Raw genomic sequence first — 26,114 nt, 5'->3', positions numbered from 1 at the left:
CGGGGAAGCGCGGCGCATCTGCCCACGCGCCGCGGCTAAACAATGATGCCGATGCGAATCCGCCGCAAGAGCCGGTCCATAGAAAAACTCGAAAACTCTACCGCACTGCAATGCCGCGGAAGATCATTTCCACGCGACGCTGCAAATCAGATCACGCTTGCGTCAACGCGTGGACGCGTTGCGCACTCGCATCGAGTGAGACGTTGAGCGGCCGTGATCGAGCCGGGTGTCGACGCTCGGCTGAAGGCTCCCGGACCTCCTCGGAAACGTCAGCCTCGCGGTCGGTTCTTGGCGCCCGAACGGCCTGAAATTGCTCCGAGGACAAGCCTTGCCGGATATGAGGGGTTTGCGCGGCAAAGTTACGGAAAATTGCGGGGAATCGCGGCTCGAAACGCTGGAATTCGTAAACTTTTGCGGGATCGGGCCGAAGTTTCTTGCGGTGCAGCGGCACACGTTTTAGGGTGGCTCCATTCCCACAATCAGAGTCGTGAGGCCAAAGGGTTCACGACGCTTGTCAGGAGATGACGATGTCCTTCCTTGCCGCTGCGCTCGACCGTGTGAAGCCGTCCGCGACCATCGCGGTCACGGATAAAGCACGCGCGCTGAAAGCGGCGGGCCGCAACGTCATCGGCCTCGGTGCCGGCGAGCCCGACTTCGACACGCCCGCCAACATCAAGCTGGCGGCGATCCGCGCCATCGAGGCCGGCAAGACCAAGTACACCGCGGTCGACGGCATTCCCGAGCTGAAGGAAGCCATCATCGCGAAGTTTCAGCGCGAGAACGGCGTCGTCTACAAGCCGAACCAGATCATCGTCGGCACCGGCGGCAAGCAGGTGCTCTACAACGCGCTGATGGCGACCATCAATCCGGGCGACGAGGTGATCATCCCAGCGCCCTATTGGGTCAGCTACCCTGAAATGGTTGCGCTCGCCGGCGGCGAGCCGGTGCCGGTGGTCTGCACCGCCGCGACCGGCTTCAAGCTCGGGGCCGAGGCGCTCGAGCGCGCGATCACGCCGAAGACCAAATGGGTGATCCTGTGCTCGCCGTCGAACCCGACCGGCGCGGCCTACACCAAGGCCGAGCTGAGGGCGCTTACCGACGTGCTGGTCAAGCACCCGCATGTGTGGGTGATGACCGACGACATGTACGAGCACCTCGTCTATGACGACTTCCAGTTCACCACGGTCGCGCAGGTCGAGCCCAGCCTCTACGACCGCACGCTCACGGTGAACGGCGTGTCGAAGGCCTATTGCATGACCGGCTGGCGCATCGGCTATGCCGGCGGCCCGGCGCAGCTCATCAAGGCGATGTCGACCATCCAGTCGCAGTCGACCTCGAATCCGTGCTCGATCGCGCAGTGGGCCTCGGTGGAGGCGCTGAACGGTCCGCAGGACTTCATCCCCGCCAACAACAAGGTGTTCAAGGAGCGCCGCGACCTTGTCGTCTCCATGCTCAACCAGGCGAACGGCATCGAGTGCCCGCGTCCCGAGGGTGCGTTCTACGTCTATCCGTCCTGCGCCGGCACGATCGGCAAGAAGGCGCCGTCGGGCAACGTGATCGCGAACGATGAGCAGTTCGTCACCGAGCTGCTGGAGACCGAAGGCGTCGCCGTGGTGCAGGGTTCGGCCTTCGGCCTCGGCCCGGCCTTCCGCATCTCCTACGCGACCAAGACCTCCGACCTCGAAGACGCCTGCAAGCGCATCCAGCGCTTCTGCGGCAATCTTCGCTGAGCCGAAGACAGTGCGAATTGGAAAGGCCCGCTTCGGCGGGCCTTTTTTGTTTCGATAGGCGGAGTCGGATGGACTATTGCTCTGGTCGGCTTTGTGCCCAGCCCCTCACCCGGATCACATCTGCGATGTGATCCGACCTCTCCCCGCGGAAGTGCGGGGAGAGGTTTAAGTAGCGCCCAACCGTCGCTCGTTTGCATCGTGAGGGACGCGACGCTCTCTCGCTCCCTCTCCCCGTTCTTACGGGGAGAGGGTGGGGTGAGGGGCCTCTCACCGAGCGTTCATTTCAGATACGTCCGATCTGGCACCCACAACGCTCTTGTGGCATAGACCATCGCGCAACACGGGTAGGGCGCTCTCTCTGCTCGCCTCACATTCATCGCCGGAGAAATTCATGCGCCGTTCGTTCATCTTCGCCGGGCTCGCCGCCGCCAGCCTCGTTGCCTCCGTCGCAAACAGCAGCGCGCAGCAGCAGCGGATGGTCCGGGTCGGCGTGCTCGAATGCCGTGGGGGCGCCAGCGTCGGCTTCATCGTGGGATCGGTGACCAATCTCGGCTGCGTGCTGCGCGCCGACGGCCTGCCTGAGGACCGCTACGTCGCGACGATCCGGAAAGTGGGCCTCGACATCGGCATTACCCAGGAGACCACGCTGGCCTGGGGCGTGTTCGCGCCGGTCGACCGGCTCGGCCCCGGCGATCTCTCCGGCACTTACGCTGGCGCGCAGGGCAGCGCCTCGATCGGCGTCGGCCTCGGCGGCAACGTGCTGGTCGGTGGCTCCAACAACTCGATCGCGCTCCAGCCACTCAGCGTGCAGGGCCAAGTCGGCCTCAACGTCGCCGCCGGCCTCGAAAGCCTGGAACTCCGTCCGGGCCGTTAACACTTTTGCGTGTGATCGCGCCGCGCGAAGCGGCGCGATTTTACTGACGACGCACCGCAGCGACGTTTGATGCTTGCCAAATCTAAGGGACGGGCAGAGCATCTGCGTTTGCCGACCCAATCATGGGCCGAGCTCCACACAAAGGAGGCGGCGAAATGGGACAAGACGTCAGAAGTCCCCGAGGTCCACGGTGCATCGCGCTGGTGGGCCCTTTCCAAAGCGGTAAAACCACACTTCTTGAAGCAATATTGGCGCGAACGGGCGCAATCCCTCGCGCCGGCAGCGTCGACGCCGGAACTTCCGTCGGCGACGCCACCCCGGAGGCCCGTCATCACAAGATGACCGTCGGCCTCACTGCCGCCACCACGAGTTTCATGGGCGACAGCTACACCTTCCTCGATTGTCCCGGTTCCGTCGAGTTCGCCCACGACATGCGCGCCGCGTTGCCCGCGGTCGATGCCGCAATCGTGGTTTGCGAGGCGGACGAGAAGAAGCTGCCGCAGCTTCAGATCATCCTGCGCGAGCTGGAGGAGCTGAAGATCCCGCGTTTCCTGTTCCTCAACAAGATCGATCGCGCCAATCAGCGCATCCGCGAGACCCTCGCGATGCTGCAGCCCGCCTCGCGCGTGCCGCTGGTGCTGCGCCAGATCCCGATCTGGAAGGGCGAGCTGATCGAAGGCTTCGTCGATCTCGCGCTTGAGCGCGCCTTCATCTATCGCGAGCACAAGGCCTCCGAGGTGATCGCGCTCGAAGGCGGCGATCTCGATCGCGAGAAGGAAGCCCGCTTCTCGATGCTGGAGAAGCTCGCCGACCACGACGACGCGCTGATGGAGCAACTGCTGGAGGACATCCAGCCGCCGCGCGATGCCGTGTTCGACGATCTCGCCCGCGAATTGCGCGAAGGGCTGATCTGCCCGGTGCTGATCGGTGCGGCCGCCCGCGAAAACGGCGTGCTGCGCCTGATGAAGGCGCTGCGCCACGAGGCGCCCGGCATCGCCGAGACCGCAAAGCGCCTCGGCACGCCCGAGAGCAAGGACGCGCTCGGCTACGTCTTCAAGACGCTGCATTCGCAGCACGGCGGAAAGCTGTCGCTGACGCGGCTCGTCGCCGGCCATCTCGACGACGGCGCCACGCTGCAATCCTCCTCCGGCGGCGCCGGGCGCATCTCCGGCATCCTCGCCGTCAACGGCGCCTACGACACCAAGCGCGCCTCGGCGGAAGCCGGCGACACCGTGGCGCTCGCCAAGCTCGATCCGGTCAAGACCGGCGACTTGGTCTCGAGCGGCAAGACGCAGCCGGCGGCGCTGGGCGCCGCGGAGCCGACATCGGCCGTGCTCGCGATCTCGGTCGCGGCCACCGACCGCAAGGACGACGTCAAGCTCGGCCAGGCGCTGATGCGGCTGCACGAGGAGGATCCTTCGCTCCTGATCGTGCAGAATCCCAAGACCCACGACACCGTGCTGTGGGGCCAGGGCGAGATGCACCTGCGCGTCGCCAGCGAGCGCTTGCGCGACCGCTTCGGCGTCAAGGTCACCTCGCATCCGCCCGCGATCGGCTATCAGGAGACCATCCGCAAGCCGATTGTCCAGCGCGGCCGGCACAAGAAGCAGTCCGGCGGCCACGGCCAGTTCGGCGATGTCGTGCTCGACATCAAGCCGCTGCCGCGCGGCGATGGCTTCAAGTTCGCCGAGAAGGTGGTCGGCGGCGCGGTGCCGCGCAACTACATCCCGGCGGTGGAGGAAGGCGTCGTCGACGGGCTCACGCGCGGTCCGCTCGGCTTCCCCGTCACCGATGTGCAGGTGACGCTGACCGACGGCTCCTATCACAGCGTCGATAGCTCCGATCTCGCCTTCCGCACGGCGGCGCGGGTCGGGCTCAACGAAGGCCTGCCGCAATGCCAGCCGGTGCTGCTGGAGCCGATCCACGTGGTCGAGATCGTCTGTCCGACCGATGCCACCGCCAAGATCAACGCGATCCTGTCGGCGCGGCGCGGCCAGATCCTCGGCTTCGACACCCGCGACGGCTGGAGCGGCTGGGACTGCGTCCGCGCCATGATGCCGGAAGCCGAGATCGGCGAGCTCATCGTCGAGCTGCGCTCCGCGACAGCAGGCGCCGGCAGCTTCACCCGCCAGTTCGACCACATGGCCGAAGTCACGGGCCGCGCCGCCGACCAGATCATCGCCGCGCATCAGCACGCGGCGTGAGTCTGTCTCTCGCGCAGTGAGGGACGCACCACTCGCTCACTCCCTCTCCCCGTTCTTACGGGGAGAGGGTGGGGTGAGGGGCGTATCCACGCGCGCGGTTTGAATTGCAGGCAAACAATCGAGTCGGATGGCCATTCGCTTGTGGCCGCAGAGTGCCTCGCCCCTCACCCGGATCGCTGACGCGATCCGACCTCTCCCCGCAGAAGAGCGGGGAGAGGTTAGTGCTTGCCTCCGCCTCGAAATGATGTATTTTACATCATTGTATATGCTCCAGATATCACTTATAACTCCTGATACGTGAGGCCAGGGTGATCACCTCGTTCCAGATGCGGGCGGCCCGCGCGCTGCTCGGCATCGACCAGAAAACCCTGGCCGAGCTCGCCGGCGTGTCGCTGCCGACCATCCAGCGGATGGAGGCATCGACCGGCAACGTGCGTGGCGTGGTCGAGACCTTGATGAGGGTGGTCGAGGCGTTCGACCGGGCCGGCGTCGAACTGATCGGCGAGCAGGCGCGCAGCGACAGCGGCGGACGCGGGGTTCGGCTGAAGGAGCCGGGGCCGCCGCGTCGGGTCGGGGCGTGATCTCGCGATGATCATGCCGGGAGCAGTTTGAACTAACGCACCGTCGCGCCGACGCACGCGGCCGCACGATGCATCGGAGCGTTGTGGGCAGCGGAGCACTTCGGGGCATGAGCATCACAAGCGATCACGCAAGCCGGCTGCAGCAGCTTCGCAGGCCGACCTTCACCGAACTCTATCTGCCAAAACTCGTCACCGTCTGGCGCGAGGGCTATGACCTGTCGGACTTTCGCGCCGACGTGTTCGCGGGCCTCACGGTGGCGATCGTCGCGCTGCCGCTGTCGATGGCGATCGCGATCGCCTCGGGCGTGACGCCGGACCGCGGTCTCTACACCGCCGTCGTCGGCGGCTTCATCGTGTCGCTGCTCGGCGGCAGCCGCTTCCAGATCGGCGGCCCTGCGGGTGCCTTCATCGTGCTGGTCGCGGTGACCGCGGAGCGGCACGGCGTCGACGGCGTGATCCTCGCCACCATGATGGCGGGCCTGTTCCTGATCGCCGCGGGCCTGTTGCGCGTCGGCACCTACATCAAGTTCATTCCCTATCCGGTGACGGTCGGCTTCACCGCCGGCATCGCGGTGATCATCTTTGCGAGCCAGCTCCGCGATCTCGCAGGCATCACGCTCGCGGGCAAGGAGCCCAGCGAATTCGTTCCAAAGCTCGCCGCGCTTGCGAGCGGCCTGCACACCGTCAATCCGTCGGCGGTTGTCGTCGCGCTCGCCAGCATTGCCATCATCGCGGCCTTGCGGGTCTGGCGGCCGTCCTGGCCGGGCATCCTGATCGCGGTCGTTTTCGCGGCCGTCATATGTTCGGTGTTCTCGCTGCCGGTCGAGACCATCGGCTCGCGCTTCGGCGGCATTCCGCGCGAATTGCCGTCGCCGGCGCTCCCCGTGTTTTCGCTGGAGAAGGCGAGGGCGGTGCTGCCCGACGCGATCGCGTTCGCGCTGCTGGCCGCAATCGAATCGCTGCTGTCGGCGGTGGTGGCCGACGGCATGACCGGGCGCCGTCACCGCTCCAATTGCGAGCTGGTCGCGCAAGGTGCGGCCAATATCGGCTCGGCGCTGTTCGGCGGCATCTGCGTCACCGGCCTGATCGCGCGCACCGCCACCAACATCCGCGCCGGCGCGCGCGGGCCGCTGGCGGGCATGCTGCATTCGGTCTTCCTGCTGCTGTTCATGCTGATCGCAGCCCCGCTCGCCAGCTACATCCCGCTTGCCGCGCTCGCCGCCGTGCTCGTGGTGGTCGCCTGGACCATGGCGGAGAAGCAGGAGTTCGCCACACTCCTGCGTTCCTCCTGGGGCGATGCCGTGGTGCTGCTCGCGACTTTCCTGCTGACGATCTTCCGCGACCTCACTGAAGGCATCCTGGTCGGCTTCGCGCTCGGCGCGGTGCTGTTCATCCATCGCATGGCCGAGATGACCGGCATCGAGGAACGTTCCCCGCTGGTAGCGGCCGACCGTCCCGACGACGGCAATGGCGAGCGCGTGCCTTACGACCCCGGGCTCGCGATCGACCGCGACGTGCTGGTCTATCGCATCACCGGCGCGTTCTTCTTCGGCGCGGCCTCGGCGATCGGCGGCGTGCTCGACGGCATCGCCGACAAGCGCAAGGCCTTCGTGGTCGATTTCGCCGCGGTGCCGTTCCTGGACTCGACGGCGGCGAACGTGCTCGGGCGGGTCGCTGCCAAGGCCCACCGCCAGGGCATCCGCTTGTTCATCACCGGCGCCTCGCCCGCGGTCCGCCGCGCGCTGCTCACCCATGGCGTGACGCCGCCGCGCGCGCGCTATCGCACGAGCCTCGAGCGCGCCGTCGCCGACATCAAGAGCCGAGCAGCCGACGAGCCTGCGGCGGGCTGACGGCACGCGTCTCGCGCCGGGCGATTTGATCGACGGCTGCTGCTGCGTCACGATGCGGCTGCCGCGCGCTTGACAGCGCCCGCGGGACGCGAAATGGATCGTCACGGAAACGACTTAAGGGGAAGGATGACCGTGACCAAGGCTCCCGCAGCCTGTCTGATCGGATGGCCGGCCGCGCATTCGCGCTCGCCGCTGATCCATCATTACTGGCTGCGCACGCTCGGCATCGAGGGCGGTTACGTCATCGAGGCGGTCCCGCCCGATGATCTCAGAGACTTCGTGCTGCGGCTGTCGCTGCGCGGTTTTGTGGGGGCCAACGTCACCATCCCGCACAAGGAAGCCGTGCTCGGGCTCTCGACGCCTGACGCGCGCGCGCGGGCCGTCGGCGCCGCCAACACACTGTGGTTTGCCGAGGGCGAGCTGCGCTCGACCAACACCGACGTCGAGGGTTTCATCGGCAATCTCGACGCCAGCGCGCCCGGTTGGGACAAGGCGGAAGAGGCGCTGGTGCTGGGGGCGGGCGGCTCCTCCCGCGCGGTCGTGTTCGGGCTGCGCGAGCGCGGGATCAAGCGCATCCATCTCGCCAATCGCACCATCGCGCGGGCAGAGACTCTTGCAGGTCAGTTCGGTCCGAGCGTGCATCCTGTTACGTGGGACGCGATCGGCGACGTGCTGCCGCGTGCGAAACTTCTCGTGAACACGACCTCGCTCGGCATGCACGGCCAGCCGTCACTCGACGTCGAAGCGGCGCGCCTGCCGCAAGAAGCGGTCGTCGCCGACCTCGTCTACGTCCCGCTGGTGACGCCACTGCTGGCGGCCGCAAAGGCGCGCGGCCTGAAGACCGCCGACGGGCTCGGCATGCTGCTGCACCAGGCGGTGCGCGGCTTCGAGCTGTGGTTCGGCCGCCGGCCGCAAGTCACGGCCGAGCTGCGGGCGCTGGTCGAGGCCGATCTCACAAAGACTTGAGAGGGTAACGGCGAATAGCACACCACCTCCGGAGTTCTATCCCGTGGGACAATCGGAGACCGTCATGACTATTCAACGTACAACCTTGATACGCCCGCTCGTCGCCGTCGCGATGGTAGCCGTCTCGACGCTCGCGGCCGTCGCGCAGAAGGCGCCGGTGCCGACGCGGGTGCGCGGCACCATCGAAAGCGTCAGCGGCGATACCATGCAGGTCAAGTCGCGCAGCGGCGAGGACGTCAAGCTGCGCATCGCCCCTGACGTCAGCGTGTCGGGAATTACAAAAATTTCACTCGCCGACATCAAGGTCGGCTCCTTCGTCGGCGCCACCACCGTGCCGGGACCGGACGGCGGCCAGAACGCGGTCGAGGTGCACGTGTTTCCCGAGAGCATGCGCGGCACCGGCGAGGGCTCGCGACCCTATGACCTCAAGCCGAACTCCAGCATGACCAACGCCACGGTGTCGGAGAGCGTGGTCGGCAATGACGGCCATACGCTGCTGGTGAAATACAAGGACGGCGAGAAGAAGGTGTTCGTCCCCGACAACACGCCGGTGGTGACCTTCGTGCCCGGTGACAAGGGTGAGCTGAAGCCCGGCGCCAAGGTCATCGCCTTCATGAAGCAGCTCCCGGACGGCTCGTTCGAGACCAACCGCGTCAGCGTCGGCCGCGATGGCCTGACCCCGCCGATGTGATTGGGAGCATGATCCGGACCCGAAGGGCCGCGTTAGCGCAAAGTGTGAAGCGGTTTTCCGAAGAGATCATGCTCAAAAGTTGAGGGAATAGCGGCGGTCGCACGGGGTTGCCGTGATGTACCGCCGCAACGCCCTGGAGGGACAAGGCCATGCCGAAGCTGAACTGGATGCCACGCGCCGTCGTGGCCACTTTCGTCACCTGCATCTTCGTGTCTTCCGCCTCGGCGCAGCAGGCACCGACGGTGCGCATCCGCGGCACCATCGAGAGCGTCGACGGCAACATGCTCGGCATCAAGACCCGCGAGGGCAGCGACGTGAAGGTGAAGATGACCGACAACGTCGCCGTCTTTGCCGTCATCAAGACCTCGCTCTCCGAGATCAAGGAAGGCTCCTATATCGGCGTCACCGGCATGCCCGAGCCCGACGGCACCCAGAAGGCGATCGCGGTGCACATCTTCCCGGAGAACCAGCGCGGCGCCGCCGAAGGCTTCCGTCCCTGGGATGCGCGCGCCAATTCGACCATGACCAACGCCACCGTGGCGCAGACGGTGAAGGGCACCGACGGCCAGAACATCACGGTGAAATACAAGGACGGCGAGAAGAAAGTCGTGGTGCCGCAGGATACTCCGATCGTCACCTTCGTCGCCAGCGACAAGTCGGAAGTGAAGCCCGGCGCCAAGCTGATCATTTTCGGCGCGGCGAAGAAGGAGGATGGGTCGCTGGAGGCGAACCGGGTGAATGTCGGGCGGGATGGGATTACGCCGCCGATGTGAGGCAGGCAAGCGGTGTCTTGTAGGGTGGGTTAGGCGAAGCCGTAACCCACCATGCTTTCCGCAAATGCGGATCGAAGTTGGTGGGTTACGCGCCGCGGACTGCGCTTCGCGCAGCCGCAGAGCTAACCCACCCTACGGCACTGCCGCTGCCGTCACATCGCAATCACGTGATCGTCGATCTCGTCGATCCGGTTGACGCCGCACAGGCCCATGGTGGTGAGCAGCTCTTTCTGGATGATCTCGATCGCCTTGGCGACGCCGGCCTGGCCGCCGGCACCGAGGCCGTAAGCATAGGCGCGGCCGATCATGCAGGACTTTGCGCCGAGCGCGAGCGCGCGCATCACGTCCTGCCCGGAGCGGATGCCGCCGTCGAACATGATCTCCATCTTGTCGCCGACCGCGTCTGCGATCTCCGGCAGCACCTCGATCGAGGACGGCGCGCCGTCGAGCTGACGGCCACCATGGTTGGAGACGACGAGGGCCTGCGCGCCGGTCTTGGCGGCCTCCTCGGCATCCTCGACGTCGAGGATGCCCTTGATGATGAGCTTGCCAGGCCAGATGCTCCGGACCCATTCGACGTCCTTCCAGTTCAAGGACGTATCGAACTGCGAAGCGGTCCACTCGGCGAGGCGGTTGAGATCCTCGGTGTTCTTCACGTGGCCGGCGATGTTGCCGAAGGTGCGGCGCTTGCCCTGCAGCACGCCGGAGACCCAGGCCGGCTTGCTGGCGAAATCCAGAAGCTTCGACAGCGACCATTCGGGGGGCACCGTCATGCCGTTCTTGATGTCGGCATGGCGCTGGCCGATCACCTGCAGGTCGACGGTGAGCACGAGTGCGCTGCACTTGGCCGCGGCCGCGCGCTGGATCAGTTCCTTGATGAAGCCGCGGTCCTTCATCACGTAGAGCTGGAACCAGAACGGCTTCTCGACATTGGCGGCGATGTCCTCGATCGAGCAGATCGACATCGTCGATTGCGTGAACGGGATACCGGCGGCCTGCGCGGCGCGGCAGGCGTAGATTTCGCCGTCGCCATGCTGCATGCCGAGCAGGCCGACGGGCGCGAGGATCAGCGGCATGGTCGAGGGCTCGCCGAGGATCGTGGTCGAGGTGTCGCGCTTGGAGACGTCGACCAGGATGCGCTGGCGGAACTTGATCGCCTGCAGGTCCTCGCGGTTGGCGCGCAGCGTTTCCTCGGCATAGGAGCCGCGGTCGCAATAGTCGAAGAACGCCTTCGGCACGCGGCGCTTATGCAGCGCGCGAAGATCGTCGATACAGGTGATGTGCTTCATGAACGTTTCCCGGCCCGTCGTGTACGCAAGAGTCTTGCGTCGGAAGATCGAGGGGTCATCTAGCATGGTTGGATGCACAGCCAAATCGTTTGAGAGGAGGGCGCCATGACGAAGCCGCACGCGAAACCTTCGCCGAAAGAGATCAAGGAGAAGCAGGACCTCGAGGACGCGCTGGAAGAGGGGCTGGAAGAGACCTTTCCGGGCTCCGATCCCGTCAACGTCACCCAGCCGGCGCCGAGCCGCGGCGACGGCCATGTGAAGCGCTCGGATTAGGACAGGTTCCGTCTGCTTTCCGCTGGTCACGCCGGAACTATAATGTTAACAATGCGTTACAGAGGCGGCTGCGGCGCCGGTTCCGTAATGATTCATCATATTTTTTGAAGCCAAGTTAGCCGCGATGGCTTTATAAGACCCTCAGCAGATCAGGGGATGCGGGTCCCGTTCGGGCAGCCCGTGGTTGTAGAGGGGATCCCTGGTTGTTGCTCGGGGGACCATATGAGTCGCAAATATTTCGGGACGGACGGGATTCGGGGCCGCGCCAACGGACTGATCACGCCGGAGCTCGCGCTCAAGGTCGGCCAGGCCGCGGGCCTTGCATTTCAGCGCGGTGACCACCGCCACCGGGTCGTGATCGGCAAGGACACCCGTCTGTCCGGCTACATGATCGAATACGCGATGGTTGCGGGCTTCACCTCGGTCGGCATGGACGTGCTGCTGGTCGGCCCGATGCCGACGCCGGCGGTCGCGATGCTGACCAAGTCGATGCGCGCCGATCTCGGCGTCATGATCTCGGCCTCGCACAATCTGTTCGAGGACAACGGCATCAAGCTGTTCGGGCCGCAGGGCTTCAAGCTCTCCGACGACGTCGAGCGGCAGATCGAGCAGCTGCTCGACGAATCCCTCGACAAGCGTCTCGCACAAAGCGCGAGCCTCGGCCGCGCCCGCCGTATCGACGGCGTGCATGACCGCTACATCGAATTCGCCAAGCGCACGCTGCCGCGCGATCTCTCGCTCGAGGGCCTGCGCGTCGTGATCGATTGCGCCAATGGCGCCGCCTACAAGGTGGTGCCCGAAGCGCTGTGGGAATTGGGCGCCGACGTGGTGCCGATCGGCGTCGAGCCCGACGGTTTCAACATCAACAAGGATTGCGGCTCGACCTCGCCGGAGGCGCTGTCGAAGAAGGTGCGCGAGATGCGCGCCGACATCGGCATTGCGCTCGACGGCGACGCCGATCGCGTCATCCTGGTCGACGAGCGCGGCCATGTCGTCGACGGCGACCAGTTGCTCGCGGTGATCGCGCAGAGCTGGAAGGAGGACGGCCGGCTGTCGCGTCCCGGCATCGTCGCCACCGTGATGTCCAATCTCGGCCTCGAGCGCTTCCTCAAAGGGCAGGGGCTCGATCTCGTGCGCACGCCGGTCGGCGACCGCTACGTGCTCGAGCAGATGCTGAACGGCGGCTACAATCTCGGCGGCGAGCAGTCTGGCCACATCATCCTGTCCGACTACGCCACCACCGGCGACGGTTTTGTCGCTGCACTGCAAGTGCTGGCCGTGGTGCAGAAGCTGCGGCGTCCCGTGTCCGAGGTCTGCCACCGCTTCGATCCGCTGCCGCAGATCCTCAAGAATGTCCGCCACAAGGGCGGCAAGCCGCTCGATGATTCCGACGTCAAGTCGGCGATCTCCGACGGCGAGAAGCGCCTCAACGGCCACGGCCGCCTTCTGATCCGCTCCTCCGGCACCGAGCCGGTGATCCGCGTCATGGGCGAGGGCGAGGACCGCCATCTGGTCGAGGACGTCGTCGACACCATCGTCTCCGCGCTGGGACAGGCGGCGGCCTAAGCGCATCGAAGCGCCGGGTGGGGTGATCTCTCCCCACGGGCTGTATCGTAGGGTGGGCAAAGCGAAGCGTGCCCACGCATCTGTTTCCGTATCGGATAGATGGTGGGCACGGCGCAAGTGCGCCTTTGCCCACCCTACGATTCCTGTTTCTCGGCGACACCCTAGACCCTCATTGTGAGGAGCCCGCGAAGCGGGCGTCTCGAACCATGCAGCATCGTAGGGTGGGCAAAGCGACAGCTTGCCCACGCCTCTGTCGCCGTATCGGAAAGATGGTGGGCACGGCGCAAGGGCGCCTTTGCCCACCCTACGATATCGGACTCGTGGAGAGGGTAAGAGACGCATCCCAGCCATTTGCGATTGGCGCTGGTTCGACCGCTGCTTGCATCGTAATCAGCACGTCGCGGCAATCTGCCGCGCCGGGATGCTGCATTGAACAAGCCTGTCGTCGTCTCAGAGGAAACGCTGACCGAGCCGGTCGTCGTCGCCGACGTGGCGCCCGCTGCCGCCAAATCTGCTGCCAAGGCGGCCGCGGGGCCGGCCTATGTCGTGCTGGCCGGCATCAGCTTCTCGCACTTCCTCAACGACACCATGCAGTCGCTGATCGCCTCGGTGTATCCGATCCTGAAGGACACCTATGCGCTCGACTTCGCGCAGATCGGCATGATCACGCTGGCCTTCCAGTTCACGGCCTCGCTGCTGCAGCCGGTGGTCGGCCACTACACCGACAAGAAGGCGCAGCCTTATTCGCTGTCGATCGGCATGGCCTCGACCTTCTTCGGCCTGCTGCTGCTCAGCGTCGCGCAGCAATATCTCGTCATCCTCGTCGCCGCCGCGCTGGTCGGTCTCGGCTCGGCGGTGTTTCATCCCGAATCCGCGCGCATCGCGCGGCTCGCCTCCGGCGGCCGCTACGGTTTTGCGCAATCGGTGTTCCAGCTCGGCGGCAGCTTCGGCACGTCGATGGGGCCGGTGCTGGCCGCGCTGATCGTGGTGCCGTTCGGGCAGGGCAGCATCGCCTGGTTCTCTTCGATCGCGTTCCTCGCGATTCTCATTCTCTGGCGCATCGGGCGCTGGTACGCGCCGCAGATCACGGCGAGGAAGGCGGCGCCGGTCCACACCCAGCCCGGCGGGCCGAGCTCGCGCCGTGTCGCGGTTGCGCTGCTCGTGCTGGTGGCGCTGCTGTTCTCCAAACAGCTCTACGTCTCGAGCCTGTCGAGCTATTACATCTTCTACCTGATCGACCGGTTCGGCGTGTCGACGCAAGCGGCGCAGATCTATCTCTTCATCTTCCTCGCGGCGAATGCGGTTGGCGCGTTCTTCGGCGGACCGCTGGGAGATCGCTTCGGCCGCAAGATCGTGATCTGGATCTCGATCCTGGGCGCGCTGCCGTTCACGCTGGCGCTGCCCTATGCCGGGCTCTACGCCAGCGCGGTGCTGTCAGTCATCATCGGCCTGATCATCTCCTCGACGACGTCGTCGATCATCGTGTTCGCGCAGGAGCTGGTGCCGCACCGCTTCGGCATGATCTCCGGCGTGTTCTTCGGCGTCGCCTTCGGCATCGGGGGCCTCGGTGCCGCCGTGCTCGGCAAGCTCGCCGATCACACCTCGATCGAGTTCGTCTACCAGGTCTGCGCGTACCTGCCGGCGATCGGCCTGCTTGCGGTGTTCCTGCCGAAACTGCCGCAGCACGCGCGTTAACAAACCTTTCCTCGCTGCATTGCGGCTTCATACATCGTTAGCAACTGGGTGCCGAGGCTTGCATTTTTGCAACGCTCGGCGCCGCATCCGCGTGTGCAGTGAGAAAATATCAACCTTAAAAATTAGGGTTAAGTGGCGCTTAAACATTTGCTGCCATCGTCCGGGTCGTGAGTTTCCAGAACGTGGGGCGTCTGCATTTTGCCTCACCGGCCATAAGGACGAAGCCAATGCGTAGCGTTAAGTCTCTCCTTGCCGCGGGTGCGGCAACCCTGATCTCGTCGATGGCGTTTGCCGCCGACATGCCGATCGCCGCGCCCCCTCCCATGTACGCGCCGCCGGCTCCGCCCGCCGACTTCGGCGGTTGGTATCTCCGTGGCGACATCGGCATGACCAACCAGCGCGCCAAGAGCATCGAAGGCGCTTTGCCGGCGGGTTATTCGAAGACGACGGAAGGCCTCGGCTTCGACTCGGCCGGGCTGTTTGATCTCGGCGTCGGCTATCGCTTCAACAACTGGTTCCGCGCGGACGTGATCGGCCAGTACCGTGGCAAATCCAATCTGCACGGCAGCGACAACGTCGTCGGCCCCGGCTTCGTCGGCGTCAACAATTACGCCGGCAGCAAGTCCGAGTGGGTTGTCATGGCCAACGCCTACGTCGACCTCGGCACCTGGTGGTGCATCACCCCGTTCATCGGCGCCGGTGTCGGCGGCTCCTACAACAAGATCAGCGGCTTCCGCGACGACGGCGTGTCGTACAGCGGTGGCGTGCTCAACAACAGCGTCGCTTACTTCGCCGATAACGGTAAGTGGAACTTTGCCTGGGCCGCCCACGCCGGTCTCGCCTACAAGGTCAACCCCGGCTTCACGGTCGAACTGGCCTACAGCTACATGAACCTCGGCGATGCAGCGCCCGGCAACTTCCGCCTGTTCGACAACAGCGCCTCCGGTCCGACCTCGATCAAGATCAAGGAGCTCACCTCGCACGACCTGAAGCTCGGCGTGCGCTGGGATCTCAACAGCCCGCCGGCCTACGTGCCGCAGCCGCTCGTCACCAAGGGCTGATCCTCAAGCCCATCGCTTAACGTCTCTTAACGGCGCGGGATCATCCCGCGCCGTTTTGCTTTGCGGATATTTCATGGCCCGACGGCGGCGAAATTGCCGGACGCAACCATTGGTTAAGGTTAACGAGCCATGATCATCGGCGAAGGTTCGAGTCCGATTTGGAGCGTTGCGATGCGTAGGCTTTTGTTGGCGGCGGCGATGTTGGGGACGGTGTCTGCCGCGCACGCGGCCGATATGCCGGACCTGCCGATCCTGCGCGGCGGCTTCACCGACGGCCTGTCGAAGACATCCCGCAACTGGGACGGCTTCTATGTCGGCGCCAACGGCGGCTACACCAGCGACGCCACCGATTTCAGCCAGAGCGTGGTCGGCCTGACCAACTTCATCTTCCGCGACAGCGTTCTGCAGCAGCCGACCTCGACGTGGTCGCTGATGAACAAGACCAACACGCAAGGCGTCAATTTCGGCGGCTTCATCGGCCGCAACTGGCAATGGTACGATGCCATCCTCAGTCTCGAGGGCACCTACAGCTACTTCAACAACCTCGCGACGTCGACGTCGGGCTCGAACTCGCTCATGATCGTCAACCCGGCCGGCGAAACGCGGCCCCCCGGCGTCACCAACAACTATGGCGTGACACTGACCGGTACCGCCGCGGCGCAGGTCAAGGACATGATCACGTTGCGCGGGCGCGTGGGTTGGGACGGCGGCGACTTCATGCCCTACATGTTCGCCGGAGCTGCCGTCGGTCGCATGGACGTGTCCCGCACGGTGACGAGCAACGTGACCTTGCGGCAGGACTCGACGGTCACGGACGCGTTCGGCAACGTCATTACGGTCATCGGCACGACCAACCCCGTCCCTGCACAATCGCAGACCCAGTCCCAGCACAGAACCAATACTTTCGCCGTGGGCTGGACTGCCGGTCTCGGTCTCGAATACTGCATCTGGGACGGTCTATTCGCGCGCATCGAATACGAATATGTGAGATTCTCTCCCGTCATGAACACGCAGGTGACGCTGAACAACGCGCGCGTCGGCCTCGGCTACAAGTTCTGAGCGGGCCGCTTCCTGTTGACAGCTTCGCTTCGTCCTGATGCTCTGTCGCTCCGGCAGCGGGGCGGCAGCGATGAAGATCTACGGCGACAGCAACTCGGGCAATTGTCTCAAGGTGAAGTGGGTCTGCGACAAGCTCGCACTGCCCTATCACTGGATCGAGATCGACACCCGCAAGGGCGAGACGCGCACGCCGCAATTCCTCAAGATGAACGGCGCCGGCCAGGTGCCGACCGTCGAATTCGACGACGGCCGCACGCTGGCGCAGTCCAACGCCATCATCCGCTATCTCGCCCGCGACAGCGTCCTCATTCCGCGCGATGCCTTCGCTGCGGCGAAGATGGACGAATGGTTGTTCTGGGAGCAGTACAGCCACGAGCCCTATATCGCGGTGTGCCGCTTCCTCATCGTCTATCTCGGCAAGGATGCCTCCGAGCTCGACCCTGAAAAGGTCAAGCGCGGCTATGCTGCGCTCGACCGCATGGAGCAGCATCTCGCCGCCAGCCGCTTCTTCGCCGGCGATGCGGTCTCGCTCGCCGACGTCTCGCTGCTCGCCTATACCCGCCTCGCGCGTGAAGGCGGCTTCGATCTCGGTCGCTATGCGGCCATCCGCCGCTGGATCGGCGAGGCCGAGGCCTTTCTCGGCCTGCCGCCGGCGCGCTGAATCTTGCGCTGAGTTTTTGGAGTTTCCCGATGAACGATAAGTCCGTCTCGATCCGTCCCGCGCGCCGCGAGGACGTGCCGGCGATCGTGGCGATGCTCGCCGATGATCATCTCGGGCGCGCTCGCGAGCGCGTGGAGAATCCGCTGCCTGCGTCCTACTACGCGGCATTCGAGCGGATCGAGCGCGATCGAAATCTGACGCTCGTGGTTGCCGAGAGCGAGGGCAGGGTGGTCGGCTGCCTGCAACTCGCTGTTCTCTCAGGCATCAGCTCGCAAGGCGGCATCCGCGGTCTGCTCGAGGATGTGCGCGTTGCTTCCGATTGTCGCAGCCGCGGCATCGGCGAGCAATTGGTGCAATGGGCCGTGACGGAAGCAAAGGCGCGCGGCTGCAATCTGGTCGAACTGCTGACGCACCAGACGAGAACGGATGCGCAGCGCTTCTACAAGCGGCTGGGATTCACAGCGAGTCATGTCGGCATGACTGTCCGCTTTTGAGGCAACAGGAGCGTTTTCGAGCGAAGTGGATACCGGTTCGCGTCAAGAAAACGCGTCAATACAAAAATCCAGAGTCCCGTTCTGATTGTGTCGGAATGGGGCTCTGGCCGCGGCCGTTGCGCCATCTGCAAATTCGGATCGCACGTTCGTTCATCTTAAGAGCTGATAAACTACCCGTTCGTCGTTCACGTGGAAGTCGGAACGAACGGTGCTACGCAGCGTCAGACACCGGGCTCGGTCGGTTCGGGGATTTCGATGACAAGCTATTCCATCATCAAGGTCGGCAACGACTACGTTGTGCAGGCCAACGACAAGTGCATTCTGAAAGTCGGCAGCCGCCGCCGTGCCGCGCAATTGATCAGCGAGGCCACGGACTTGCTGAATGCGCTCACTGCCGTCGAATCCCCGGGAATCGCCCCCGAGGAGCCTTCACTCCAGCGTGAGACGCCCGAACTTCCTTGACGACTCTTCCCGTTTCCCGTATCAGCCGCGGCGGGACACCTCCCCCCAACGGGAGGCTTACTATCTGGAAGGGTAGATCATGACTGTAGCGAAGCCCGCTTCGCGGCCGACCGTGCCGCATTTCTCCTCCGGCCCCTGCGCCAAGCGCCCCGGCTGGAACGCCCAAAATCTCAAGGACGCAGCGCTCGGCCGTTCGCATCGCGCGAAGGTCGGCAAGACCAAGCTCAAGCTCGCGATCGATCTGACGCGCGAAGTGCTTGAAGTGCCGGCCGATTATCGCATCGGCATCGTTCCGGCCTCCGATACCGGCGCGGTCGAGATGGCGCTGTGGTCGCTGCTCGGTGCGCGACCCGTCACCACGCTCGCCTGGGAATCTTTCGGCGAGGGCTGGGTCAGCGACATCGTCAAGGAATTGAAGCTCAAGGACGTCACCAAGCTCAACGCCGCTTACGGTGAGATTCCTGATCTCTCCAAGGTCGATCCCAAGAGCGACGTCGTCTTCACCTGGAACGGCACCACCTCGGGCGTGCGCGTGCCTGATGCCAACTGGATCAGCGCGAGCCGCGAAGGTCTGACCATTTGCGACGCCACGTCAGCCGCGTTTGCGCAAGCTCTCGACTGGGCCAAGCTCGACGTCGTCACCTTCTCCTGGCAGAAGGCGCTCGGCGGTGAAGCCGCGCATGGCATGCTGATCCTGTCGCCGCGCGCGGTGGAGCGGCTCGAGACCTACAAGCCGGCCTGGCCGCTGCCGAAGATCTTCCGCATGACCAAGGGCGGCAAGCTCAACGAAGGCATCTTCGTCGGCGAGACCATCAACACGCCGTCGATGCTTTGCGTCGAGGACTATCTCGATGCGCTGAACTGGGCCAAGTCGATCGGCGGCCTCAAGGCGCTGATCGCGCGCGCGGACGCCAACACCAAGGTGCTCGCCGACTGGAAGGCGAAGACGCCGTGGATCGACTTCCTGGCCAAGGACGCTTCGATCCGCTCCAACACCTCGGTGTGCCTGAAGTTCACCGATCCCGCGATCACCTCGCTCTCGGACGACGCGCAGGCCGAGTTCAGCAAGAAGCTGGTGGCCCTGGTCGAGAAGGAAGGCGCCGGCTACGACTTCGCCTACTACCGCGACGCGCCGGCCGGCCTGCGCATCTGGTGCGGCGCCACGGTGGAAGCCAAGGACGTCGAGCTGCTGACGCAGTGGATCGACTGGGCCTTTGCCGAGACCAAGGCGCAGCTCGCGAAAGCGGCGTAGTTGTTTTCTTCGCCTCGCCCCGTTCTTACGGGGAGAGGCCGGGTCGCTCCCGGCGATGCGAAGCATCGTCCGGTGCGATCCGGGTGAGGGGCTCTCTCCATTTGCGCCGGTGTTTGTGGCTGCCCCTCACCTCAACCCTCTCCCCGTAAGAACGGGGAGCGGGAGAGCACAAAGCTTCCGAGCCACTCACGCGTTTCCGGCCCTCGGGCCGATCCTCCCTTAGGGAAGGCAAGGACAAATCCCATGACCAAACCCAAAGTTCTCATTTCCGACGCCCTGTCTCCCGCCGCAGTGCAGATCTTCAAAGACCGCGGCGTCGAGGTCGACTTCCAGCCCAACCTCGGCAAGGACAAGGACAAGCTCGCCGAGATCATCGGCAATTACGACGGCCTTGCGATTCGCTCCGCGACCAAGGCGACTGCCAAGATCCTCGAGAAGGCGACGAAGCTGAAGGTGATCGGCCGCGCCGGCATCGGCGTCGACAATGTCGAGATTCCGGCCGCGACGGCCAAGGGCATCATCGTGATGAACACGCCGTTCGGCAATTCGATCACGACCGCCGAGCACGCCGTCACCCTGATGCTGGCGCTCGCCCGCGAGATTCCGCAGGCCGACGCCTCGACCCAGGCCGGCAAGTGGGAGAAGAACCGCTTCATGGGCGTCGAGATCACCGGCAAGGTGCTGGGCGTGGTCGGTTGCGGCAATATCGGCTCGATCGTCGCCGACCGCGCGCTCGGCCTGCGCATGAAGGTGGTCGCGTTCGATCCGTTCCTGTCGCCGGAGCGCGCCAAGGACATCGGCGTCGAGAAGGTCGATCTCGACGACCTGCTCAAGCGCGCCGACTTCATCACGCTGCATACGCCGCTGACCGAGAAGACCAGGAACATCATCGACGCATCCGCGATCGCCAAGATGAAGAAGGGCGTGCGCCTGATCAACTGCGCCCGCGGCGGTCTCGTCGACGAGCAGGCGGTGGTCGATGCGCTCAACTCCAAGCACATCGCCGGCGCCGCCTTCGACGTCTTCATCGAGGAGCCCGCGACCGCGAACGTTCTGTTCGGCCATCCCAACGTGATCTGCACGCCGCATCTCGGCGCCTCCACCACGGAAGCGCAGGAGAACGTCGCGCTCCAGGTCGCCGAGCAGATGTCGGACTACCTCTTGACCGGCGCGATCTCGAACGCGGTCAACTTCCCCTCGATCACTGCGGAAGAAGCGCCGAAGCTGAAGCCGTTCATTGCGCTCGCCGAGAAGCTCGGCTCGTTCGCCGGTCAGCTCACCGAGAGCGGCATCCTCAAGGTCGAGATCACCTATGAGGGCCACGTCGCCGAGATGAAGATCAAGGCGATCACGTCAGCCGTGCTGTCGGGCCTGCTGCGGCCGATGCTGGGCGAGGTCAACGTGGTGTCCGCACCCGTCGTCGCCAAGGAGCGCGGCATGGTGGTGGACGAGATCGTGCGCGCCGCCCAGAGCGACTATGAGAGCCTGATCACCGTCACCGTCGCGACCGAACGCCAGGAGCGCTCGGTCTCCGGCACCGTCTATCACGACGGCAAGCCGCGCCTCGTCGACGTCAAGGGCATCCGGGTCGATGCCGAGTTCGGCAAGTCGATGATCTACATCACCAACGAGGACAAGCCGGGCTTCATCGGCAAGTTCGCAAGCCTGCTCGGCGATGCCAAGATCAACATCGCCACCTTCCATCTCGGCCGCGTCGCCCCCGGCAGTGATGCCATTGCGCTGGTCGAGGTCGACGGCGTGGTGCCGGCGGACGTGCTCGCCAAGGTGCAGGCCCTGCCGCAGGTCAAGCAGGCCAAGGCGCTGACGTTCTGAAGATTGTCATTCCGGGCTCGCGAAGCGAGAACCCGGAATCTCGAGATTCCGGGTTCGATGCTCACGCATCGCCCCGGAATGACGGTCATCATACCATATATTCCGACACGCGGAACAACGCCGCCTCCATCGCCGGAGGCGGCGTTTTTATTTTCCCCGCCCCTTCAATCTTTGTGTACCAATGGCGTCCAGGACGCCTCGTAACTACGCTCCGTTCAAAATCGTTCGACAAGGGAGAAAACAATGCGTGAAGCCGTCATCGTTTCCTATGCGCGCACGGGCCTCGCAAAATCCGGCCGTGGCGGGTTCAACATCACGCCGCCGATGTCGCTTGCCGCGCACGCCATCCAGCACGCTGTGAGCCGCGCCGGCGTCGACAAGGACTATGTCGAGGATTGCTATCTCGGCAATTGCGCCCATGGCGCGCCGAACATCGGCCGCCAGGCCGCGCTGCTCGCGGGCCTGCCGAAGACGACGGCCGGCGTCTCGGTGAACCGGTTCTGCTCCTCGGGGCTGCAGACCATCGCGATGGCCGCCAACTCGATCCGCTCGGACGGCGCCGACTGCATCGTCGCCGGCGGCGTCGAGAGCATCTCGATCCCCGGCGGCGGCTCGCCGAAGGAATGGGTCGACCCTGAACTGCTCAAGGTCGCCCCCGATATCTTCATGGCGATGATCGACACCGCCGACATCGTCGCCGAGCGCTACAAGCTCAGCCGCGAATACCAGGACGAGTTCTCGCTGGAATCGCAGCGCCGCATGGCCGCGGCCCAGCAGGCGAACAAGTTCAAGGACGAGATCGTCCCGATGAAGACGAAGATGAAGGTCGTGGACAAGCAGACCAAGGCCGAGTCGATCGTCGATTACGTCGTCGATCGCGACGAGTGCAACCGGCCCGAGACCACGATGGAGGGCCTGGCAAAACTCGAGCCGGTGAAGGGCCCCGGCAAGTTCGTCACCGCCGGCAATGCCAGCCAGCTCTCCGACGGCGCCGCTGCCGTGGTGCTGATGGAAGCCAAGGATGCCGAGAAGCGCGGCCTCAAGCCGCTCGGCCGCTTCGTCGCCTGGGCGACCGCGGGCTGCGAGCCCGACGAGATGGGCATCGGCCCCGTGTTCGCGATCCCGAAGCTGTTGAAGCGCACCGGTCTGAAGATCGACGACATCGATCTGTGGGAGCTCAACGAGGCCTTCGCCAGCCAGTGCCTGTATTGCCGCGACCAGCTCGGCATCGATCCCGCCAAGTACAACGTCAACGGCGGCTCGATCGCGATCGGCCATCCCTTCGGCATGACCGGCGCCCGTCTCACCGGTCATCTGCTGCAGGAAGGCGCGCGGCGCAAGGCCAAGTGGGGCGTGGTGACGATGTGCATCGGCGGCGGCCAGGGCGGCGCCGGCCTGTTCGAGATCTATCACTGAGATCAGGCACGATGAATGCGAAAGGGCACGGCGCGCGCCGTGCCCTTTTTGTTGTGTGCCGAGTATGAGCGACAGCTTGGAGGTGGAAGTCCTCTATCCAGCCTGATGGCGGCGAAGGATTAGCGAAGCGCAAGGGCGTCATCGTGAGGTGGGGTCTGAAGAAAGCGTGGAGCAAAGCCGCGGCCCGATGGACAAACACCGGATAACGAGGCCTACCCGGCCGGACGAGCGAGCAATTGATCGCGAAGTCCAAGGTCATCAAAGGTCGGGGTGGTAAATTCGGCGGGCGTGCGGTGAAGGCGGTCGGTCTTACCTCGGGAGGTCTGCGCTGTGTCTCGGCAACGAGACTGAGACCGTCGCAAGACGGCCTGACCGCAGCGCAGAAGTCAGCCGAGGGCGTAGTAGGCGGCAGCGCGCCGCTGAAGGCCTGAACGGTGGAAGTGGTCAGTAGAGCGGCGATCTCGTGCGAGCCATGCGGCAGAAGAATCAGGTCGAGCTGAACTTGAGCCCCGGAGCGGAGGGTGAAGCCCGAAGCGCCGGCGCCCGAGAGCCTGAAGCGCGTGCGGCGGAAGTCTGTCTCGAACGCCCGGCGGTCGCAGGACCGTCGATGGAAGACGTTGTCGAGAGTGAGAATCTGAAGGCAGCGTTGGCGCAAGTAAAGCGCAACAAGGGCGCGGCGGGCGTCGACGGGATGACCGTCGGCGAGCTGTCAGCCCACCTGAAGGAGCACTGGCCTGCGATCCGAGCCCAGTTGCTTGACGGCACCTACAAGCCACAGCCGGTGCGGCGGGTGGAGATACCGAAGGCGTCGGGCGGCCTGCGGCCGCTCGGCATTCCGACGGTGCTCGACCGCTTGATCCAGCAGGCGGTGATGCAGGTGCTGCAGGCGGATTGGGATAGGACGTTCGCCGAGACGAGCTTCGGCTTTCGGCCGGGGCGCTCGGCACATCGGGCGGTGGAACGGGCGCAGGCGTACATTGCGGCCGGCCACAGCATCGTGGTGGACATCGACCTGGAGAAGTTCTTTGACCGGGTCAACCACGACATCCTGATGGGACTGGTTGCCAAGCGGGTTGCTGACAAGCGCATCCTGAAGCTCATCCGCGCCTTCCTGAATGCGGGTGTGTTGGAAGGAGGGCTGGTCAGTCCGACGGAAGAGGGCACGCCGCAGGGCGGTCCGCTCTCGCCGCTGTTGTCGAACCTGATGCTGGATGTGCTGGACAAGGAACTGGAGAAGCGCGGCCACCGCTTCGTGCGTTACGCCGACGACTGCAACATCTACGTGCGCAGTCAGCGGGCGGGCGAACGGGTGCTGGCTGGCGTCGAGAGGTTCCTCGAAAAGCGCCTCAAGCTCAAGATCAACAAAGCGAAGAGCGCGGTTGCCAAACCGAGTGTTCGCAAGTTCCTGGGCTTCAGCTTCACCGGCGGGCAAGAACCGCGGCGGCGCATCGCGCCGCAGGCACTCGCCCGCTTCAAGGCGAAGGTTCGGGAGCTCACGCGACGCACGCGTGGTCGATGCCTCGTGCAGATCGCCAAAGAACTGTCGACCTACCTGATTGGGTGGCACGGCTACTTCGGCTTCTGTCAAACCCCGTCGGTGTTGCGCGTGCTTGACCAGTGGATCAGGCGACGGTTGCGCGCCGTTGCCTGGAAGCAATGGAAGTATGGACCCGCTCGCTTTGCCGAGTTGCGACGCCGCGGCGTCGGCCGGGATCTGGCGGCGCAAACCGCCGGCAGCCCACGTGGCCCTTGGCGGCTCGCGAACAGCCCCGCGCTCACCATTGCTCTGCCAAACGGCTTCTTTGCCTCACTCGGCTTGGCTTCCGTCGCGGCACGGCGACCCGCATAATCCGCTGAACCGCCGGATACGGACCCGTATGTCCGGTGGTGTGGGAGGGGCGGAGCCGCGAGGCTTCCCCCTATCCCGATTGGGCAGCTCTCTCAAGTCGGGTCGTCCCGGCGAAGGCCGGGACCCATACCGCGGAATCCATCGATCGCGAATGGTGTTAGTCCCGCAACGACGCGCCTTCGCCAAACTCAATTCGGTGGTTATGGGTCCCGGCCTTCGCCCATGGGCGCTAAAATAGTTGCATTGCTTGATAGCGACGTTTTCGTCTTGGTGGTTCGTGTAGATGCCGTCCGAGCGTGGAGCGAAGTCTGCGCAGGCAAGCAATCGCGGGTTGGGGCATGATTGCTTGTCGGAGCGAGGCGACGAGTTGGCGGAGCAGACGCCAGGTCCCTGGACGGGTCAGGCGGCCTCGGCCAAGCGGGGAGAGTCCTCGAGTTCGTCGACGAGTGGCTCGAGCAGGAGAATGATCAGCAGATGAGCGAGGATGTGGGGCCTGGCGGACCGCTCGTCAGTTCCGGGAGGGCCCTTCAGGCCAATCAAACTCTTGAGCCGCTTGAAGCCGAGTTCAATGCGCCATCGCAGCCGATAGAGGGCAAGGACATCGCTCGTTGAGAAGTCCTCCGGTGCGAGCGAGGTCACCAGGATCACCCAATCTGCAGCGTCAAGTGTTTGCCTGGAGAGCTGGTGGCCTCCCTTTTGGGCCGTTCGGCGCGCCTTGCGTCGTGCGACCGCGGCCGCTTGCGCCGGCTTCTTGACGGCAACCAGACGCAGAGCGAGCAGCGGTGCGCCAGACTTGCGTTTTATCCAGATCGGTCGATCGATCAGGCCACATGCCGAAGCCTTGCGCAGTTCGGCCGTCAGATCGACCAGACCACCTTTGGCATCAACCCAACGCGCGCTCTTCCAGCCGGACCGGATCACGAAGTCCGCGCCGGCATCGACGAGACGTGCCATGCGCTCCGGTTGCAGATAAGCGCGGTCGCCAAGACGGATTTCGCCGGCAATCACCGGTATCCGGTCCAGCGTCTCGCCCGCTCGCTGATCGGTCAGCTCGAAGTGACCAAAGCGCTCCTGCGGAAGATCGAACGCGCTGTGTATGCGCCACACCGCGTTCTTGTTCCTGCCGCTCGTCCCAGCCTTCGGGACCGTCGTGGCGTCAACAATGCGGATCAGGCGGCCGTGGCTCGCCTTCGGCGCACCGCTCGCCAGTGCTTGGCCTATCAACTTCGCCAGCCAATCTCCGCACTGACGCAACCGATACAACAGAGCCACGTTGGAGATATCGACAAGGCCCACCGACGTGGCCCATGCCGCCGTCAACCGCAGACCTCGCTCGCCAAGGCAATACGCCAGGATCAAGCGCAGCAAATCCACCGCATTGCTGATTTCCCGCGGGCGGACAAACGCCTTCGTCTCGCGCGCGCTAACGTTGAGCGCTTCGGCGCCGCCAAGCCGGGCGACAACACGCGCCCAGTCCTCGTTCACAAGCGATTCGTGTGCCATCCCAATTTGGAATCACAAGCCAATCCAATGCG

Annotated in this window: 22 protein-coding genes; 20 read left to right on the top strand and 2 right to left on the bottom strand. The window is 64.8% G+C overall.

Going from position 1 to position 26,114, the window contains the following annotated elements; translation table 11 throughout:
- Positions 1 to 527: 527 nt before the first annotated feature.
- The 8 genes from ACVJ19_RS06375 (at position 528) to ACVJ19_RS06340 (ending at position 9,669) form a co-directional block, all read left to right on the top strand.
- The gene (locus ACVJ19_RS06375; RefSeq protein WP_453949759.1) at positions 528 to 1,730 is read left to right on the top strand and encodes a pyridoxal phosphate-dependent aminotransferase; all 1,203 of its coding nucleotides are present in this window, start codon (positions 528 to 530) and stop codon (positions 1,728 to 1,730) included.
- 391 nt (positions 1,731 to 2,121) lie between these two features.
- Entirely contained in the window at positions 2,122 to 2,604 is a 483-nt protein-coding gene (locus tag ACVJ19_RS06370; protein WP_453949760.1) for a DUF992 domain-containing protein, read from the top strand.
- Between the two features lie 155 nt (positions 2,605 to 2,759).
- On the top strand, positions 2,760 to 4,808 hold the full coding sequence (locus tag ACVJ19_RS06365) for an elongation factor G (protein ID WP_453949761.1): 2,049 nt from the start codon (positions 2,760 to 2,762) through the stop codon (positions 4,806 to 4,808).
- 308 nt (positions 4,809 to 5,116) lie between these two features.
- On the top strand, positions 5,117 to 5,389 hold the full coding sequence (locus ACVJ19_RS06360) for a helix-turn-helix domain-containing protein (protein WP_018647504.1): 273 nt from the start codon (positions 5,117 to 5,119) through the stop codon (positions 5,387 to 5,389).
- 107 nt (positions 5,390 to 5,496) lie between these two features.
- Complete coding sequence (locus ACVJ19_RS06355) at positions 5,497 to 7,239, top strand: SulP family inorganic anion transporter (RefSeq protein WP_453949762.1); 1,743 nt, start codon at positions 5,497 to 5,499, stop codon at positions 7,237 to 7,239.
- Between the two features lie 126 nt (positions 7,240 to 7,365).
- The gene (locus tag ACVJ19_RS06350) at positions 7,366 to 8,205 is read left to right on the top strand and encodes a shikimate dehydrogenase (protein ID WP_453949764.1); all 840 of its coding nucleotides are present in this window, start codon (positions 7,366 to 7,368) and stop codon (positions 8,203 to 8,205) included.
- Between the two features lie 64 nt (positions 8,206 to 8,269).
- Positions 8,270 to 8,896: a hypothetical protein gene (locus tag ACVJ19_RS06345; protein ID WP_453949765.1), complete on the top strand. Its 627-nt coding sequence runs from the start codon at positions 8,270 to 8,272 to the stop codon at positions 8,894 to 8,896.
- 149 nt (positions 8,897 to 9,045) lie between these two features.
- Positions 9,046 to 9,669 carry a hypothetical protein gene (locus ACVJ19_RS06340; RefSeq protein ID WP_453949766.1) on the top strand — a complete coding sequence of 208 codons (624 nt, stop codon included), beginning with the start codon at positions 9,046 to 9,048 and terminating at the stop codon, positions 9,667 to 9,669.
- A 152-nt stretch (positions 9,670 to 9,821) separates the two neighbouring features.
- Here ACVJ19_RS06340 and ACVJ19_RS06335 read toward each other — a convergent pair whose 3' ends face one another.
- Positions 9,822 to 10,958 carry an alpha-hydroxy acid oxidase gene (locus ACVJ19_RS06335; RefSeq protein WP_453949767.1) on the bottom strand — a complete coding sequence of 379 codons (1,137 nt, stop codon included), beginning with the start codon at positions 10,956 to 10,958 and terminating at the stop codon, positions 9,822 to 9,824.
- Positions 10,959 to 11,063: 105 nt separating this feature from the next.
- Between ACVJ19_RS06335 and ACVJ19_RS06330 the strand changes: the two genes are divergently transcribed.
- From ACVJ19_RS06330 to ltrA, 12 genes are all read left to right on the top strand, one after another.
- A complete protein-coding gene (locus ACVJ19_RS06330) occupies positions 11,064 to 11,231 on the top strand; it encodes a hypothetical protein (RefSeq protein WP_453949768.1) in 168 nt (55 codons plus the stop codon).
- A gap of 222 nt (positions 11,232 to 11,453) precedes the next feature.
- The gene (glmM, locus tag ACVJ19_RS06325; protein ID WP_172788714.1) at positions 11,454 to 12,797 is read left to right on the top strand and encodes a phosphoglucosamine mutase; all 1,344 of its coding nucleotides are present in this window, start codon (positions 11,454 to 11,456) and stop codon (positions 12,795 to 12,797) included.
- A 429-nt stretch (positions 12,798 to 13,226) separates the two neighbouring features.
- Positions 13,227 to 14,492, top strand: a complete 1,266-nt coding sequence (locus ACVJ19_RS06320) for an MFS transporter (protein ID WP_453949769.1) — start codon at positions 13,227 to 13,229, stop codon at positions 14,490 to 14,492.
- Between the two features lie 227 nt (positions 14,493 to 14,719).
- Complete coding sequence (locus ACVJ19_RS06315) at positions 14,720 to 15,553, top strand: outer membrane protein (RefSeq protein ID WP_453949770.1); 834 nt, start codon at positions 14,720 to 14,722, stop codon at positions 15,551 to 15,553.
- Positions 15,554 to 15,724: 171 nt separating this feature from the next.
- Positions 15,725 to 16,612, top strand: coding sequence for an outer membrane protein (locus ACVJ19_RS06310; protein WP_453949771.1), 888 nt, complete (start codon positions 15,725 to 15,727; stop codon positions 16,610 to 16,612).
- 70 nt (positions 16,613 to 16,682) lie between these two features.
- Complete coding sequence (locus ACVJ19_RS06305) at positions 16,683 to 17,273, top strand: glutathione S-transferase family protein (RefSeq protein WP_453949772.1); 591 nt, start codon at positions 16,683 to 16,685, stop codon at positions 17,271 to 17,273.
- 29 nt (positions 17,274 to 17,302) lie between these two features.
- Positions 17,303 to 17,767 carry an N-acetyltransferase family protein gene (locus ACVJ19_RS06300; protein ID WP_453949773.1) on the top strand — a complete coding sequence of 155 codons (465 nt, stop codon included), beginning with the start codon at positions 17,303 to 17,305 and terminating at the stop codon, positions 17,765 to 17,767.
- A gap of 255 nt (positions 17,768 to 18,022) precedes the next feature.
- Entirely contained in the window at positions 18,023 to 18,229 is a 207-nt protein-coding gene (locus ACVJ19_RS06295; protein WP_453949774.1) for a hypothetical protein, read from the top strand.
- Positions 18,230 to 18,308: 79 nt separating this feature from the next.
- Complete coding sequence (locus ACVJ19_RS06290; protein WP_453949775.1) at positions 18,309 to 19,481, top strand: phosphoserine transaminase; 1,173 nt, start codon at positions 18,309 to 18,311, stop codon at positions 19,479 to 19,481.
- A gap of 243 nt (positions 19,482 to 19,724) precedes the next feature.
- A complete protein-coding gene (gene serA / locus ACVJ19_RS06285) occupies positions 19,725 to 21,314 on the top strand; it encodes a phosphoglycerate dehydrogenase (protein WP_453949777.1) in 1,590 nt (529 codons plus the stop codon).
- A 243-nt stretch (positions 21,315 to 21,557) separates the two neighbouring features.
- Entirely contained in the window at positions 21,558 to 22,730 is a 1,173-nt protein-coding gene (locus ACVJ19_RS06280; RefSeq protein ID WP_453949778.1) for a thiolase family protein, read from the top strand.
- A 472-nt stretch (positions 22,731 to 23,202) separates the two neighbouring features.
- Positions 23,203 to 24,579, top strand: coding sequence for a group II intron reverse transcriptase/maturase (gene ltrA, locus ACVJ19_RS06275; protein ID WP_028144467.1), 1,377 nt, complete (start codon positions 23,203 to 23,205; stop codon positions 24,577 to 24,579).
- A 399-nt stretch (positions 24,580 to 24,978) separates the two neighbouring features.
- Here the strand turns inward: ltrA and ACVJ19_RS06270 are convergent, their stop codons facing one another.
- Complete coding sequence (locus ACVJ19_RS06270) at positions 24,979 to 26,082, bottom strand: IS4 family transposase (protein ID WP_453947895.1); 1,104 nt, start codon at positions 26,080 to 26,082, stop codon at positions 24,979 to 24,981.
- Positions 26,083 to 26,114 lie beyond the last annotated feature (32 nt).

Source organism: Bradyrhizobium sp. USDA 376 (genome assembly GCF_054063675.1).
The sequence above is the reverse complement of the archived record's forward strand: the minus strand, read 5'-3'. Positions and strand labels throughout refer to the sequence as shown.